Raw genomic sequence first — 15104 nt, 5'->3', positions numbered from 1 at the left:
ACCATCAGTCCAGCGAAAAGGACGGCACTCCAATGTCCAAGGGTTCAGATCTGCTTGTCGCCGCACTTGAGAACGAAGGCGTCGAGCGCATTTTCGGTATTCCCGGCGAAGAAAACCTCGACGTGGTCGAGTCGCTGCGCCATTCCAGCATCGAGCTGGTCATCACCCGCCACGAGCAGGCGGCGGTGTTCATGGCCGCCACCTACGGGCGCCTGACCGGCAAGCCGGGCGTGTGCCTGGCCACGCTCGGCCCGGGCGCGCTGAACTTCACCACCGGCGCGGCCTATGCGCTGCTGGGGGCGTGGCCGGTCATCATGATCACAGGCCAGAAGGGCATCGTCGCCAGCAAGCAGGCGCGCTTTCAGATCGTGGACATCGTCAGCACGATGAAGCCGCTGACCAAGCTGGCCCGGCAGATCGTCTCGGCGCGCACCATCCCGATCATCGTCCGCGAGGCCTTCCGAGTGGCCCAGGAGGAGCGCCCGGGCCCGGTGCTGCTGGAGCTGCCCGAGGACATCGCCGCCAGCGAGGTGGAGGGCGTTTCCCTCATTCCCACCCACGCGGTGGACCGGCCGATTGCCAGCCCCGAAGCGCAGGACCGCGCGGCGGAGATCATCCGCGGTGCCAAGCGGCCGCTGCTGATGATCGCCTCGGCGGCATCGCGCCCGCAGTCCAGCGAAGCACTGTCCGCGTTCGTGCAGCGCGCCGGCATCCCGTTCTTCACCACGCAGATGGGCAAGGGCGCGGTGGCGGGCGGCTCGGGCCTGTACATGGGTACTGCGGCGCTGACCGAGCGCGACTACGTGCACATGGCCATCGACCAGGCCGACGTGATCGTGACCATCGGCCACGAAGTGACCGAGAAGCCGCCCTTCGTGATGCGTCCGGGCGGCCCGACCGTCATCCATATCGGCTATTCGCAGGCCGCGGTGGAGCAGGTGTATTTCCCACAGGTGGAGGTGATCGGCGATATCGGCCGCTCGCTGACCCAGCTGGCCGACCGCATCGAAGGCGCCGTGCCGCATGCCGATGCGCTGCTGCCGCTGCGCACGACCATCCTCGAGCACCTTGCCGACCGTGCCGAGGAAGCGGGATTCACCCCGCAGCGACTGGTACATGACGTGCGCCAGGTGATGCCGCCGGACGGCATCGTGGCGTTGGACAATGGCATGTACAAGATCTGGTTTGCGCGCAATTACCGCACCCAGGTGGCCAATACGCTGCTGCTGGACAACGCGCTGGCGACGATGGGCGCGGGCCTGCCGTCGGCGATCATGGCCTCGATCCTCTATCCCGAGCGGCGGGTGCTGGCGGTCTGTGGCGATGGCGGCTTCATGATGAACAGCCAGGAGCTGGAGACGGCGCGGCGGCTGGGCCTGAACCTGGTGGTGCTGATCCTCAACGACGGTGCCTACGGCATGATCCGCTGGAAGCAGGCGGTGGATGGTTTCACCGACTACGGCATGACCTTCAGCAACCCGGACTTCGTGAAGTACGCCGAGGCGTATGGCTGCAAGGGGCATGAGGTGACGGCCATCGAGCAGTTCATCCCGACCCTGGAAGCGGCGTTCAACGAGGGCGGGGTGCATCTGGTCTCGGTGCCGGTGGACTACTCGGAGAACCAGCGGGTGCTGGTGGAGGAGCTGCGGCAGGCGTTCCCCGGGAATGCCTGAGACTTACCCCGCGCGCGCCCTGGTAGGTGTCGACCTTGGTCGACACAGGGACCGCCGACCAAGGTTGGCGACTACCAGAGCAGGGGAGGCCGGCGGGGCCCGGGGAGGGCGGTTTTGGTATGCTGTCCAACCGGCTGCGCCGGGCGCTGTACCCCCCTCCCACTACACGATTCCCGCAGATCCATGAGCGAAGCTACCGATACCCCCCCCGTCGACGAAAACAAGTTGATCGCCGAGCGCCGTGAGAAACTCAAAGCGCTGCGTGGGCAGGGCATCGCGTACCCGAACGACTTCCGTCGCGAGGACTTCGCCGGGCAGCTGCAGGCCGAATTCGCCGATGCCGGGACCTGGACCGCCGAGGCCCTGGAAGGCAATGGCCGCCAGGTGAAGATGGCCGGCCGCCTGATGGCCAAGCGCATCATGGGCAAGGCCAGCTTCGCCCAGATCCAGGACGAATCCGGCCGCATCCAGCTGTTCCTGCAGGGCGGCGCCCTGGGCGACGCCTACACCGCTTTCAAGGGCTGGGACGTGGGCGACATCATCGCCGTCGAAGGCGCCCTGACCCGTACCAAGACCGGCGAGCTGTCGGTCAAGGCCGAATCGATCCGTCTGCTGACCAAGTCGCTGCGCCCGCTGCCGGACAAGTGGCACGGCCTGGCCGACGTCGAGCAGCGCTACCGCCAGCGTTACGTCGACCTGATCGTGACGCCGGAGTCGCGCGCGGTCTTCATCAAGCGCTCCAAGATCATCCGCGCCATGCGTGCGTGGCTGGACAACCGCGACTTCCTCGAAGTCGAGACGCCGATGATGCATTACATCCCCGGCGGCGCGGCGGCCAAGCCGTTCACCACCCACCACAACGCGCTGGACCTGGACCTGTACCTGCGCGTGGCGCCGGAGCTGTACCTCAAGCGCCTGACCGTGGGTGGCCTGGAGCGCGTCTACGAGATCAACCGCAACTTCCGCAACGAAGGCGTCAGCACCCGCCATAACCCGGAATTCACCATGATGGAGCTGTACGAGGCCTATGCCACGTACAACGAGATCATGGACCTGACCGAAGGCGTGATCCGTGACGTGGCCACCACCGTCAACGGTGGCACCGAAGTGGAGTGGGACGGCGCGAAGATCGACCTGGGCCCGGCCTTCCGCCGCTGGCGCATGGACGAGGCGGTGCGTCACCACAACCCGGAAATCTCGGCCGCCGACTGCACCGACCGCGAGGCGCTGCTGCGCCATTGCGAGCGCCTGAATATCCGCGTCAAGCCGTCCTACGGCTGGGGCAAGCTGCTGCTGGAGATCTTCGAAGCGACCGTCGAGCACACCCTGATCCAACCGACCTTCATCACCGACCACCCGGTGGAGGTCTCGCCGCTGGCCCGTGCCAGCGACAACGATCCGGGCTATACCGACCGCTTCGAGCTGTTCGTCAACGGCAAGGAGCTGGCCAACGGCTTCTCCGAGCTGAACGACCCCGAAGACCAGGCGCAGCGCTTCCAGGCCCAGGTGGCCGCGAAGGAAGGCGGCGACGACGAGGCCATGCATTACGACGCCGATTACATCCGTGCGCTGGAGTACGGCATGGCGCCGACCGGCGGCCTGGGCATCGGCGTGGACCGCCTGGTGATGCTGCTGACCGGCAGCAGTTCGATCCGCGACGTCCTGCTGTTCCCCTACATGCGTCCCGAGCAGTAAGACGCAGTTCCGCTCCCACTGTGCGCGCCGTCCCGGATCCGGGCGGCGCCATTGACGCGATCCGCCTTCGGCGTATGGTTGTTGCACGGCCTTGACACCCGCTATCGCTCGATGGGGTTAGTGAGGGTCGATGTAGAGAAGCGTCGATGTGGAGAACCCGCTTCACATTGTGACGACGATCATGAACCGGGGAGCTCGTGACGGGAGTCGTGCCGATGCAGGGTGCCAGTGTGCACAGCGGCGGGGTATCCTCGCTGGCTGATCTTCCAGCGTGGTCGAGAAGGCAGGCAGAGAACGCCTTGAACATCGTCATTGTCGACGACCAGACGTCCGCAAGGACGATGCTGCGCCATGTCATTGAAGACATCGCGCCCGAATTGAGCGTGCACGACTTCGGTGATCCGCTCACCGCGCTTGCGTGGTGCGAGTCGTACCCGGTCGATCTGCTGCTGCTGGATTACCGCATGCCGGAGATGGACGGGCTGGAGTTCGCCCGCCGTTTCCGCCGGCTGCCCAAGCACCGCGACATCCCGGTGATCCTGATCACCGTGGTCGGCGACGAGCCGATCCGGCAGGCCGCGCTGGAGGCGGGCGTGATCGATTTCCTGGTCAAGCCGATCCGGCCGCGCGAACTGCGTGCGCGCTGCTACAACCTGCTGCAGCTGCGCCAGCAATCCGAGAACGTGAAGCAACGAGCGCTGTCGCTGGAACAGCGGCTGCTGGCCAGCATGCACGAGGTGGAAGAGCGCGAACGCGAGACCCTTTCGCGGCTGGCGCGCGCCATCGAGTTCCGTGATGCCGGCACCAGTGCCTACCTCGAGCGCATGGCGCGCGTGGCCGGGCTGATCGCCGAGCAGTTGGGCCTGCCCGAGGAAGAGGTCAAGCTGATCGAGATGGCCGCCCCCTTGCATGACATGGGCAAGATCGCCATTCCCGATGCGGTGCTGCTCAAGCAGGGCAAGCTCAACGACGAGGAGCTGGCGATCATGCGCCGGCACCCGCGCATCGGCCACGAACTGCTCAGTGGCAGCCAGAACCGCTTCATCCAGGTCGGCGCGCTGATCGCGCTGCGCCACCACGAACGCTATGACGGCAGCGGCTATCCCGATGGCCTGGTCGGCGACGCGATTCCGCTGGAAGCGCGTATCGTTGCGGTCGCCGATGTGTTCGACGCGCTCATCTCACCACGTCCCTACAAGGAAGCATGGACCATGGAAGCTACCCTGGCTTATCTGTACGCCCAGCGCGGTCGTCTGTTCGACCCGCGTTGTGTCGACGCGCTGATGCGTGGGCGCAAGCAGCTGGCGGACATCTGCGCCCAGCACTCGACGGCATCCGCCCGACCGGTCGGGTGACATGCAGGGCCTGCGTCCACGGTTGAAACACCGGCCGGCGCAGGAACCTGCGGGGGCCGCCTGCCAGTACCACATGCCGCGTACGTGGCAGGTACGGCACCGGCTGCCCGGTGCCGCTTTCCACTGATGTGCCGACGGATGCCCCCCTTACGCCCATGGATACCTCCGCAACCTCGCCCCTGCCATCCCCTTCGCTGCTGCGCCGGCTGAAACAGCGCCTTGCCGGCCGCGAGGACAGCGAGCATGCGCAGAACTTGATCCGCATCGTCATCACCGCGTTGTTCATCAGCTACCTCGGCTGGCGCTCCTTCAGCGGGGGCGGTGACACGCTGACGGCGACCTGGCTGATCCTGGCGTTCGAACTGACGATCTCCGCTGGCCTGCTGGCGGCGATCCTGCTGCAGCCGCGTGCGTCGCATGTACGCCGGGTGATCGGCATGCTCACCGACTACACCTGCATGGCCTGGATCATGACCATCCAGGGCGAGCCTGCCGCGCCGCTGTATGCCGTCATGCTGTGGGTGACCATCGGCAACGGCATGCGCTATGGCAGCACCTATCTGCGCGTGGCCACGGCGATGGGCTTTGTGGCCTTCCTGTGCACGGTGGTGCTGTCGCCTTACTGGCGCGCTCACGAGTACCTGGGCTGGGGCCTGCTGCTGGGCCTGGGTGCCATCCCGCTGTACTTCGATTCGCTGCTGCGCGCGCTGACCCGCGCGGTGGCCGAGGCGCGCCAGGCCAACGAAGCCAAGAGCCGCTTCCTGGCCAACATGAGCCATGAGTTCCGCACGCCGCTGAACGGCCTGGCCGGCATGACCGAGGTACTGGCCACCACCCGCCTGGACGATGAGCAGCGCGAATGCCTGAGCACCATCCAGGCCTCGACCCGCAGCCTGCTGGTGCTGGTGGAGGAGGTGCTGGACATTTCGGCCATTGAAGCGGGCAAGGTGCGCGTGGAGCGCAACGAGTTCGAACTGGCCAATGTGCTGCAGGCGATCAATCTGATCCTGGCCCCGCAGACCCGCTCCAAATCCCTGGAGTACCGGGTGATGGTGGACGAGAACGTTCCGCTGCGCCTGTACGGCGATGCGGGCCATCTGCAGCAGATCCTGCTCAACCTGATGGGCAACGCGGTCAAGTTCACCGACAGCGGTTTCGTCCATCTGCGGGTGATGGGGCAACCGGCGCCCGGTGGCGGCAACCGCATGCGTCTGCGGTTCGAGATCCTCGACAGCGGCATTGGCGTGCCGGTTGCGATGCGCGGCCGGTTGTTCGAGCCCTTCGAGCAGGCCGACGTCGGCCTGGCCCGGCGCCACGAAGGCACCGGCCTGGGCACGACCATCGCCAAGGGCCTGGTGGAATCCATGGGCGGCCAGGTGGGGTATGCGCCCAATCTGCCACGCGGCAGCCTGTTCTGGGTGGAACTGGAGCTGGAGCCGGCCAGCGTGACCGAGGACGTGGCCACGCCTTCCGAGGAGGGCGGCAATGTCATCGCCTTCTCCAATCCGTTCCTGCGCCACCGCGCGCGGGTCCGCAGCCTGCGCGTGCTGGTGGCCGATGACCACGAAGCCAACCGCATGGTCCTGCAGCGCCTGCTGGAGAAAGCCGGGCACAAGGTGACCTGCGTGAACGGCGGTGAGCAGGTGCTGGACACGCTGGAACAGGCCAGTTTCGATGCGGCCATCGTCGATCTGCACATGCCCGGCATGAGTGGCCTGGATCTGCTCAAGCAGCTGCGGGTGATGCATGCCAGCGGCATGCCGTATGTGCCGGTGATGGTCCTCAGTGCCGATGTCACGCCCGAATCCATCCGCAGCTGCGAGCAGGCCGGCGCGCGCGCCTTCCTGGCCAAGCCGGTGGTGGCCACGCGCCTGCTCGATGTCCTGGCGGACGTTGCGGCCAACGTCCGCGCCGGTACCAGCCTGGAAGCAGTGCCACCGCAGGTGGTCAGCAACGGCGTGTTCGATCCGGCCGTGCTGGACGAACTCGCTTCATTGGGCATGGGCGATGGCTTCGAGCGCAAGTTCATCGACCAGTGCCTGGCCGACGTCGATCTGTGCATGAAGCATATCCAGAGCAGTGCCGAGCAGCAGGACTGGGAAGAGTTCCGTGAGCGAGCCCATGCCCTGCGCGGGGTCACCAGCAACCTGGGTCTGGTGCAGGTGGCGGCCACCAGTGGTGAACTGATGCGGATGGCCGATTGGCAGCTCAAGGCCGAGTGGAGCGTCCGTGTCTCCGGTCTGGCCGCTGCATTGCGCAGCGGCAGGAAGGCGCTCGACGCACGTATTGCCGGCGTTGTCCGGCAGGACGGTGGCGAGCGATCGCCTTCCTGATCCGCGCGGGGTTCAGGCCCCATCCCCATTGCGGCGTGCCTGCGCCCGCACCAGTCGATCCATCGTGCGCAGGGACTTCTCGCCGAGCTGCATGGCGGTGTCCACCCAGATTTCGGTGATCCGCATCATTTCGTGCAGGGGCACCTGGGTGGCGATCTCGTTGACCTGGCGCATGGCGGCCCAGGCATGCGGGATGCGCTTGCTGTCCTTGATGACCTGTTCCACGGCCGCAACGCCTTCGCCGACCGGCACCACCACGTCGACCAGGCCCATCTGCTTCAGTTCGCTGGCCGTGTAGAGGTTGCCCTCCAGCATGATCTTCTCAGCCAGGCGCGGGCTGATGCGCTGGCACAGGAACGAGTAGGCTCCCATGCCGGGGAACAGGTCGAACAGCACCTCTGGCAGGCCCATCAGCACCCCTTCCTCGGCCACGATGGTGTGGCAGCTCAGCGCAGCTTCGAAGCCGCCGCCCAGGGCGTTGCCCTGCACCAGGGCAATGCTGTGGGCGCGTGCGCCCAGCCCGGCGTGGAAGGCGTGCACGCCCCGCACGCAGCGCTGCGCGTAGTCGAGCAGGCGGGCACGGTCGCCTTCGCGGATCAGGCGGCAGAACAGCTCCAGGTCGCCGCCCAGGTTGAAGACATCGCTGTCCGACGCCAGTACCACATGCGGCGACAGGACATGCGACGCCGAGAGTCGTTCGCCCAGGTCACGCTGGTAGTCGACGATATCGTTCACCAGGCGCGAGGCGAAGCAGGGGCGACCCGGCTGTTCGGCAAGGTGCGCGTGCATGTGGATCCAGTAGACGTTTCGTTCCGGCTCCTCGCTCACGCGCAGGGTGGGGTGGCGCGAGGGACGGGCGATGAAGGGATGGACTGCAGACATGGGTGTTCTCCGTATGACCGTCCGGCCGACCGCAGAGCGGACGGAGAATAGTGAGGGGGCAAGCTGAACGTGCGGCGGCGAGTGATTCTATGCACTCCCTGTGAACCGCCCGCAAGCGGCGGGAAACCCGCCCCCGCGCAAACAGAAGACCCGGGTCGTCGCCGACCCGGGCCTGTTCTTCACCTCTGTCCGAGAACCCTTACGGGGCGGGCGTATCGCGAAGTTCACGACGCAGGATCTTGCCCACGTTGGTCTTCGGCAGCTCTTTTCGGAATTCTACGATTCTGGGGTGCTTGTAACCGGTGAGGTTGGCCCGCGCATGTTCCTTGACCATTTCCGCGGTCAGGTTCGGGTCCTTCTTCACGATGACCACCTTCACCACTTCACCGGACTTCTCGTCCGGCACGCCGACAGCGGCCACTTCCAGCACGCCCGGCATCATCGCGATGACGTCCTCGACTTCGTTAGGGTACACGTTGAAGCCGGACACCAGGATCATGTCCTTCTTGCGGTCGACGATGTAGAAGAAACCCTGCTCATCCATCTTCGCCATGTCGCCCGTGTGCAGCCACTGGTCGGCATCGATGGCGGTGGCGGTTTCATCAGGGCGCTGCCAGTAGCCCTTCATCACCTGCGGGCCGCGGATGCACAGCTCGCCCACTTCGCCCATGGCCAGGGTGTTGCCGTTGTCGTCCTTGATGCAGGCATCGGTGGACGGGATCGGCAGGCCGATGGCGCCGTTGTATTCCTTCAGGTCCAGCGGGTTGATGCAGGCCGCCGGCGAGGTCTCGGTCAGGCCGTAGGCCTCGACCAGGGTCACCCCGGTCACCTTCTTCCAGCGCTCGGCCACCGCACGCTGCACGGCCATGCCACCGCCCAGGGTGACCTTCAGCGAGGAGAAATCGACGGTGTCGAAGCCGGGCGTGTTGAGCAGGCCGTTGAACAGGGTGTTGACGCCGGTGATGGCGGTGAAGCGCACCGACTTGAGCTCCTTGACGAAACCCTTCATGTCGCGCGGGTTGGTGATCAGGTGGTTGCAGCCACCGAACTTCATGAAGACCAGACCGTTCGCGGTCAACGCGAAGATGTGGTACAGCGGCAGGGCGGTGATGATCCACTCCTTGCCCGGCTCGATGCCCGATGCGCCGATCCAGGCCGAGGCCTGCTGCATGTTGGCGATCAGGTTGCGGTTGGTCAGCATCGCGCCCTTGGCCACGCCGGTGGTGCCGCCGGTGTACTGCAGGAAGGCGACGTCGTCGTGGTCGATCTCGACCTTGGGCAGGGTGTGGCGGCTGCCGAGCTTGAGCGCCTGGCGGAAGCGCACCGCGCCCTTCAGATGGTAGTTGGGCACCATCTTCTTGACGTACTTGAGCACGAAATTGACGATCGTGCCCTTCAGGCCGAGCAGGTCGCCCAGGCCGGTGGTGATGACGTGCTTGACCGGGGTGTCGGCGATGACCTGCTGGACGGTGTCGCCGAAGTTGTCGACCACCACCAGCGCGCTGACGCCGGCATCGACCAGCTGGTGCTTCAGCTCGCGCGCGGTGTACAGCGGGTTGACGTTGACCACGGTCAGGCCGGCGCGCAGCACGCCGAAGGTGGCGATCGGGTACTGCAGGCAGTTGGGCATCATCAGGGCGACGCGGTCACCCTTCTTGAGCTTGAGCTCACCCAGCAGGTAGGCGGCGAACTGCTCGACCAGTGCGTCGGTTTCGCCGTAGGTGAGGACCTTGCCGAAACTGGAGTAGGCGGGCCGGTCGCGGAATTTCGCGACGGAAGCGTCGAAGACCGAAGCTACCGAATGGAACTCATTGATGTCGATGTCGGCGGGAACGCCTTTCGGATAGCTCTGCAGCCAGGGACGATCCAGACTCATATTCCCCCTCCAGGAATCGTTTTGATGGGTGCGGCGCGGACAGTATCCGCCAGAACCGCTCGCAGCAGCATACCGTTCCGTAGGGGAAACGCGAAGGGGGCCTTGCGGCGCGGATTGGTCAAATGCGTCAGGTGCCGCCGGGCATGGCCCGGCGCTACCGATCAGGGTGCGGAAACCGGTAGCGCCGGGCCGTGCCCGGCGGGTTTTATGCGTCAGCCGCGGCTGCGCGCCGGGGCACCGTTGGCCTTGTAGTACGGCGCGGTGCTGCGAGCCAGCGGGGTGCGGCCGCGGATCACGTCGGCCAGCTTCTCGGCGATCATGATGGTCGGCGCGTTGAGGTTGCCCGTGACCACCTGCGGCATGATCGAGGCGTCGACAATGCGCAGGCCGTCCAGCCCGTGCACGCGGCCCTGGCCATCGACCACCGCCATCGGGTCATCGGCGTGGCCCATCTTGTTGGTGCACGAGGGGTGGTAAGCGGTTTCGGCGTGTTCGCGCACGAAGCCATCGATCTGCGCATCGGTCTGCAGCTCGCGGCCGGGCGAGATCTCGCGGCCGCTGTACGGTGCCAGCGCCGGCTGCGCGAAGATCTCGCGCGTGATGCGGATGGCCGCGCGGAACTCGCGCCAGTCCTGCTCGTGCGACATGTAGTTGAACAGGATGCTGGGGTGCACGCGCGGATCCTTGGAGACGACCTGGACGCGGCCACGGCTGGGCGAGCGCATCGAGCCGACGTGCATCTGGAAGCTGTGCGCCTTGATCGGGTTGGAGCCGTTGTAATTGATGGCCACCGGCAGGAAGTGGTACTGCAGGTTCGGCCAGTCGAAGGCCTCGTCGCTGCGGATGAAGCCGCCGGCCTCGAACTGGTTGCTGGCGCCGATGCCGGTGCCCAGGAACAGCCATTCGGCGCCGATGGCCGGCTGGTTGTGCAGTTTCAACGCCGGGGCCAGCGATACCGGCTTCTTGCATTCGTACTGCAGGTACATCTCCAGGTGATCCTGCAGGTTGGCGCCGACGCCGGGCAGGTGGTGCACCAGATCGATGTCCAGGCTGCGCAGCAGTTCGGCCGGGCCGACGCCGGAGCGCTGCAGGATCTGCGGCGAGGCAATGGCGCCGCCGCACAGCAGCACTTCGCGGCGGGCGGTGGCGCGCCGCGGCTGGTCGTTGTGCAGCCACTGCACGCCCACCGCGCGCTTGCCCGAGAACAGGATGCGGTCGGTAAGGGCGTGAGTGACGATGGTCAGGTTCGGGCGCGGCCTGGCCAGGTCCAGGTAGCCGCGGGCGGTGCTGGAGCGGCGGCCCTTCGGCGTGACCGTGCGGTCCATCGGGCCGAAGCCTTCCTGCTGGTAGCCGTTGAGGTCATCGGTGCGCGGGTAGCCGGCCTGCACGCCGGCTTCGACCATGGCGGCGAACAGTTCGTTGTTGCCGGCCTTGGGCGTGGTCACGCGCAGCGGGCCGTCGCCGCCGTGGTAATCGTTGGCGCCGATGTCGCGGGTTTCGGCCTTGCGGAAGTACGGCAGGCAATCCAGGTAGGTCCAGTCTTCCAGGCCCGGCATGCCGGCCCAGTTGTCGTAGTCCATGGCGTTGCCGCGGATGTAGCACATGCCGTTGATCAGCGACGAGCCGCCCAGGCCCTTGCCGCGGCCGCAATCCATGCGCCGGTTGTTCATGAAGGGCTCCGGGTCGGTCTTGTACGCCCAGTTGTAGCGCTTGCCCTGCAGCGGGTAGGCCAGTGCCGCCGGCATCTGGGTGCGGAAGTCGAGGCGGTAGTCCGGGCCACCGGCTTCCAGCAGCAGCACGCTGACGTCGGCATCCTCGGTGAGGCGGGTGGCCAGTACGTTGCCGGCCGAACCGGCGCCGATGATGATGTAGTCGTACTCGTTGGGGGTGCTCATGATGGTTCTCCTGCGGGCCGGAATGCGCGCGCGTTGCGCAACTCTCCCGGCAGAATGTCGATCCGGCGTTCGCGCCGGGCGGCTGGCTCAGGGCACGCTGATCAGAACACGCTGGCGTAGTCACCCAGTTCGACCTGCACCGACTTGATGCGGGTGTAGTGGCCCAGCGTGGACAGGCCGTTCTCGCGGCCGACGCCGGACTGCTTGTAGCCACCGACCGGCATTTCCGCAGGCGATTCGCCCCAGGTGTTGATCCAGCAGATACCGGCTTCGAGGCGGTGGATGATGCGGTGGGCGCGGCTGATGTCACGGCTCACCACGCCGGCGGCCAGGCCGAAGGTGGTGTCGTTGGCGCGGCGCACGGCTTCGTCCTCGTCGTCGTAGGCGAGGATGCTCATGACCGGCCCGAAGATCTCCTCGCGGACGATGGTCATGTCATCGCGGCAGTCGGAGAACACGGTGGGCAGCACGTAGGCGCCATCGGCCAGCGCGCCTTCCTCCGCACGGCCACCGCCGGTCAGCAGGCGTGCGCCTTCGGCCTTGCCGCTGTCTATGTGGCGCAGCACGTTCTGCATGTGCGGGAAGCTGACCATCGGGCCGAAGTTGGTCTCGGCGGCCTGCGGATCGCCGATGCGGATGCGCTTGACCCGCTCGATCACCGCGGCCTCGAACGCGGCCAGCATGCTGCGCGGCACGAACACGCGGGTGCCGTTGGTGCAGACCTGGCCGGAGCTGAAGAAGTTGGCCATCACCGCGATGTCGGCGGCGCGGTCCAGATCGGCGTCATCGCAGATGACCAGCGGCGACTTGCCGCCCAGCTCCATGGTCACTTCCTTCAGTGATGACGACGCGGCGGCGGCCATGACCTTCTTGCCAGTGGCCACGCCGCCGGTGAAGGAAATCTTCTCGATCACCGGGTGTTCGGTGAGCCAGTTGCCGATCTCGCCGCCCGGACCCTGCACGACGTTGAACACGCCGTCCGGCACACCGGCTTCGCTGTAGATCTCGGCCAGCTTCAACGCGGTCAGCGGGGTTACTTCCGAGGGCTTGAACACCATGGCGTTGCCGGCGGCCAGCGCGGGTGCCGACTTCCACAGCGCGATCTGGATCGGGTAGTTCCAGGCACCGATGCCAGCGACCACGCCCAGCGGTTCGCGGCGGGTATAGAAGAAGCTCGACTCACGCAGCGGCAGCTGGGTGCCCTCGATAGCGGTGGCCAGGCCGGCGTAGTACTCCAGCACGTCGGCGCCGGTGACGATATCCACGGTGGTGGTTTCAGACAGGGCCTTGCCGGTGTCCAGGGTTTCCAGCCGGGCCAGCTCATCGTTGCGCTCGCGCAGGATATCGACGGCGCGGCGCAGGATGCGCGAGCGTTCCATCGCGGTCATTGCCGCCCACACCTTCTGGCCTTCGGCTGCGCTCTGCACCGCGCGCTCGACGTCGGCCTGGCTGGCGATCTGCACCTCGGCCAGGACCTGGCCATTGGCCGGGTTGATGGACTGGAAGGTCTTGCCGCTGGTGGCGTCGACGCGTCGGCCGTGGATGTAGAGCTGTTGGACGGGCAGGGCGGTCATGGGGGCACTCCTGGAGACAAAGGGGGAAGGGCTTGAAGCTGCTTATACGCCCTCGGGCTGCAGCTGGAAGTCGATGTAGGCGTAGGCCAGCGTGCGGGCGGCGCCGGTGTCGAACGGACCACCGACCAGGCTGCCGCGCAGCCAGAGGCCGTCGATCATCGCGGCCAGGCCACGGGCGGCGTCGCGAGCGCGTCCGGCGGGCAGCGCACGGTGGAACTGATGGGCCAGGTTGGAATACAGCCGCTGGTCGTTGATGCGCTGCAGGCGGGCCAGTTCCGGCTGGTGCATGCTCGCCGCCCAGAAGGTCAGCCAGACACGCATGGCCGGGCCGCTGGTCTGGGTCTGGTCGAAGTTGCCATCGACCAGCGCGCGCAGCTGGGCCCGCGGGTCTGCATCGGCTTTGGTGCGGTACTGGGCGAAGGCGTCTTTCAGCTCGTTGAGGATCTGCCGCATCGCGGCGTTGAGCAGGCCGGCCTTGTCGCCGAAGTAGTGGGCGACGATGCCGGTGGACAGGCCGGCCTGGCGGGCGATGGTGGCCACGGTGGCGTCGGCCAGGCCGATATCGTGGATCACCTGGAAGGTGGCCTGGATCAGCTGCTCGCGGCGGATCAGTTCGATGCCTTTCTTCGGCACGGCTCACCTGGGGCATGGGCGTTGGCCCGAGGTGGACAGTATCGCGTTTGTTGATTGAACGTTCAATCAACAAAAAGTGAAGGCGGTGTGTGAGTGGGGATTCGGGGTCAGAGCCCTTTCCTGCGGAAAGGGATCCGACCCCGGGTTTATAGACGGAGGGCGGCTTCCAGCAGCGGGGCGGCCCAGGCGGGCGTGGCCGCCAGCTGGGCGAGGTCGTCGGGCTCGGGGTACAGCACCTGGCCGCCTTCCATCTGCAGCAGCAGCTGCGGATCGGGCACGGCCTCGCCGGGGGCGGCGTCGGCGCTGTTGTCGTAGACCTGCAGCTGGGCCAGGACCGGCATCAGCCGCACCAGGTTCTGCTGGGCCAGCGGCCAGCGCCGGCGGATGTCGGCTTCGTTGATCGGATGGCCGCCGCTGCGCACCCGCGCCTGCACGCGTGCGATGTGCTGCTCGGGGCTGGACAGACCGCAGAACCACATCAGGACGTCGTGGCTGTGGCTGGCTTCATGCAGCAGGGCGGCGATGGAATTGCCGCCCAGCGTGGTCTCGAAAGCGTGGTTGCGGCCCTGGTCCAGGGCATCGCGGATGCGGTTGACGCCTTCCTGCCAGGCCTGGCCGTTGGCCTCGGCCTGCGACAGGCCCGACAGTTCACGCAGGCCACGGGCGAAGGTATCCGGGTTGAACCAGTCCAGCCCGGCCTCGCGCAGTACGTGGCCGCCCACCGAACTCTTGCCGGCGCCATTGACGCCGGCAAGGACATACAGGAACGGTCGCGACATCAGTGCCCCGTGCCGGCCTTGACCTGACCCTTCAGGCGGGCCGGGCGGCGCAGCAGGGCGCGCGCGGTGTCACCGGCCTGGGCCTGCTGCAGCACGGCCAAGCGCTGGTCGAAGCCGGCACGCAGTTCGGCCAGGCCCGGGGCCTGCCCGCGCAGTTCCTCCAGCGAGGATTCCAGTGCCTCCACCCGTGCCTGCAGGGCGCGGTACTGCTCGATGGAGACGATGACCGCCTGCGGCTCGTTGTGGTTGGTGACCACCACCATGCGCTGGTCGCGGACCTCCTGCATGACCTTGCGCCAGTGCTCCTTGACCGACGAGGCGGTGGTGTGGGTCAACTCGTTGATCGGGTCGAAGCGGACGGGGAGGTGAAGCATGGCGGGGCTCCAGCGGGGCTATGGGCCCACCTTAC

At 66.6% G+C, this 15104-nt stretch carries 11 protein-coding genes; 4 read left to right on the top strand and 7 right to left on the bottom strand.

The window, feature by feature from the left end:
- Window positions 1–32: 32 nt before the first annotated feature.
- From FJU31_RS16620 to FJU31_RS16605, 4 genes are all read left to right on the top strand, one after another.
- On the top strand, window positions 33–1673 hold the full coding sequence (locus tag FJU31_RS16620; RefSeq protein WP_150455721.1) for an acetolactate synthase large subunit: 1641 nt from the start codon (window positions 33–35) through the stop codon (window positions 1671–1673).
- A gap of 183 nt (window positions 1674–1856) precedes the next feature.
- Complete coding sequence (lysS, locus tag FJU31_RS16615) at window positions 1857–3368, top strand: lysine--tRNA ligase (RefSeq protein WP_150455720.1); 1512 nt, start codon at window positions 1857–1859, stop codon at window positions 3366–3368.
- 215 nt (window positions 3369–3583) lie between these two features.
- On the top strand, window positions 3584–4723 hold the full coding sequence (gene rpfG / locus FJU31_RS16610; RefSeq protein WP_150455719.1) for a cyclic di-GMP phosphodiesterase response regulator RpfG: 1140 nt from the start codon (window positions 3584–3586) through the stop codon (window positions 4721–4723).
- Window positions 4724–4878: 155 nt separating this feature from the next.
- Window positions 4879–7056, top strand: a complete 2178-nt coding sequence (locus FJU31_RS16605; protein WP_150455718.1) for a response regulator — start codon at window positions 4879–4881, stop codon at window positions 7054–7056.
- Window positions 7057–7068: 12 nt separating this feature from the next.
- Here the strand turns inward: FJU31_RS16605 and rpfF are convergent, their stop codons facing one another.
- The 7 genes from rpfF to FJU31_RS16570 form a co-directional block, all read right to left on the bottom strand.
- Window positions 7069–7938: a diffusible signal factor synthase RpfF gene (gene rpfF / locus FJU31_RS16600; protein WP_150455717.1), complete on the bottom strand. Its 870-nt coding sequence runs from the start codon at window positions 7936–7938 to the stop codon at window positions 7069–7071.
- 199 nt (window positions 7939–8137) lie between these two features.
- A complete protein-coding gene (locus FJU31_RS16595; RefSeq protein ID WP_150455716.1) occupies window positions 8138–9814 on the bottom strand; it encodes a long-chain fatty acid--CoA ligase in 1677 nt (558 codons plus the stop codon).
- A gap of 212 nt (window positions 9815–10026) precedes the next feature.
- Window positions 10027–11709 carry a choline dehydrogenase gene (betA, locus tag FJU31_RS16590; protein ID WP_150455715.1) on the bottom strand — a complete coding sequence of 561 codons (1683 nt, stop codon included), beginning with the start codon at window positions 11707–11709 and terminating at the stop codon, window positions 10027–10029.
- A gap of 101 nt (window positions 11710–11810) precedes the next feature.
- Window positions 11811–13283: a betaine-aldehyde dehydrogenase gene (betB, locus tag FJU31_RS16585; RefSeq protein ID WP_150455714.1), complete on the bottom strand. Its 1473-nt coding sequence runs from the start codon at window positions 13281–13283 to the stop codon at window positions 11811–11813.
- A 42-nt stretch (window positions 13284–13325) separates the two neighbouring features.
- Entirely contained in the window at window positions 13326–13916 is a 591-nt protein-coding gene (betI, locus tag FJU31_RS16580) for a transcriptional regulator BetI (RefSeq protein ID WP_150455713.1), read from the bottom strand.
- Between the two features lie 146 nt (window positions 13917–14062).
- Complete coding sequence (locus tag FJU31_RS16575) at window positions 14063–14695, bottom strand: ATPase (protein ID WP_150455712.1); 633 nt, start codon at window positions 14693–14695, stop codon at window positions 14063–14065.
- Window positions 14695–15069, bottom strand: a complete 375-nt coding sequence (locus FJU31_RS16570; RefSeq protein ID WP_116863625.1) for a type II toxin-antitoxin system Phd/YefM family antitoxin — start codon at window positions 15067–15069, stop codon at window positions 14695–14697. The genes FJU31_RS16575 and FJU31_RS16570 overlap by 1 nt, the downstream gene beginning before the upstream one ends.
- Between the last annotated feature and the right edge of the window lie 35 nt (window positions 15070–15104).

It is taken from the genome of Stenotrophomonas cyclobalanopsidis, from assembly GCF_008710035.1.
Classification (GTDB): domain Bacteria; phylum Pseudomonadota; class Gammaproteobacteria; order Xanthomonadales; family Xanthomonadaceae; genus Stenotrophomonas; species Stenotrophomonas cyclobalanopsidis.
This window is presented reverse-complemented; position numbering and strand designations above follow the sequence as displayed.

What these genes read in the sequence shown, in the direction of transcription:
- FJU31_RS16595 (WP_150455716.1), bottom strand. Translation starts at nt 9,814, where the DNA reads ATGAGTCTGGATCGTCCCTGGCTGCAGAGCTATCCGAAAGGCGTTCCC.
- betB (WP_150455714.1), bottom strand. Translation starts at nt 13,283, where the DNA reads ATGACCGCCCTGCCCGTCCAACAGCTCTACATCCACGGCCGACGCGTC.
- lysS (WP_150455720.1), top strand. Translation starts at nt 1,857, where the DNA reads ATGAGCGAAGCTACCGATACCCCCCCCGTCGACGAAAACAAGTTGATC.
- rpfF (WP_150455717.1), bottom strand. Translation starts at nt 7,938, where the DNA reads ATGTCTGCAGTCCATCCCTTCATCGCCCGTCCCTCGCGCCACCCCACC.
- FJU31_RS16605 (WP_150455718.1), top strand. Translation starts at nt 4,879, where the DNA reads ATGGATACCTCCGCAACCTCGCCCCTGCCATCCCCTTCGCTGCTGCGC.
- FJU31_RS16620 (WP_150455721.1), top strand. Translation starts at nt 33, where the DNA reads ATGTCCAAGGGTTCAGATCTGCTTGTCGCCGCACTTGAGAACGAAGGC.
- rpfG (WP_150455719.1), top strand. Translation starts at nt 3,584, where the DNA reads ATGCAGGGTGCCAGTGTGCACAGCGGCGGGGTATCCTCGCTGGCTGAT.
- betA (WP_150455715.1), bottom strand. Translation starts at nt 11,709, where the DNA reads ATGAGCACCCCCAACGAGTACGACTACATCATCATCGGCGCCGGTTCG.
- FJU31_RS16570 (WP_116863625.1), bottom strand. Translation starts at nt 15,069, where the DNA reads ATGCTTCACCTCCCCGTCCGCTTCGACCCGATCAACGAGTTGACCCAC.
- FJU31_RS16575 (WP_150455712.1), bottom strand. Translation starts at nt 14,695, where the DNA reads ATGTCGCGACCGTTCCTGTATGTCCTTGCCGGCGTCAATGGCGCCGGC.